The sequence below is a fragment of the Phyllobacterium phragmitis genome, assembly GCF_002980495.1.
GTDB classification, from domain to species: Bacteria; Pseudomonadota; Alphaproteobacteria; order Rhizobiales; family Rhizobiaceae; genus Paramesorhizobium; species Paramesorhizobium phragmitis.
On the sequence record NZ_PVBR01000100.1, the window covers coordinates 1 to 455 of the forward strand.

Annotated in this window: 1 protein-coding gene; it reads left to right on the forward strand. The window is 65.3% G+C overall.

Annotation, left to right across the window (positions count from 1 at the left end; translation table 11 throughout):
* Nucleotides 1-455 (forward strand): autotransporter outer membrane beta-barrel domain-containing protein (locus tag C5748_RS27515; RefSeq protein ID WP_146119664.1); only part of this gene is annotated, 455 nt, incomplete at both ends.

Consider the following 455-nt stretch of genomic DNA (forward strand, 5'->3'; position numbering starts at 1 on the left):
CACGCAGGCGTTCGGCGAACTCGGCTACCGCGTCGCCCTTGGCAGCGTCGCCTTCGAGCCCTTCGCCAACCTCGCCTATGTGAGCCTCGATACGGATGGGTTCACAGAGAAGGGCGGCGTTGCAGCGCTGTCGGGGGCAAGCGGCTCGACGGATGCGACCTTCACCACGCTCGGCCTGCGCGCCTCGACCATGTTCGACCTGAATGGGGCGAGCCTGACCGCGAAGGGTATGCTCGGCTGGCGGCACGCCTTCGGCGATGTCGTCCCCGAGACGATGATGCAGTTCGGTGGGGGCAGCACCTTCACCATCGCCGGTGTGCCGATTGCACGTGACGCCGCGGTCGTTGAAGTCGGTCTCGACTATGCGATCTCGCCATCTGCCGGCTTCGGCGTCTCCTATTCCGGCCAGTTTGGTGACGACCTCGCCGACCAGTCCTTGAGGGCAAACTTCAACG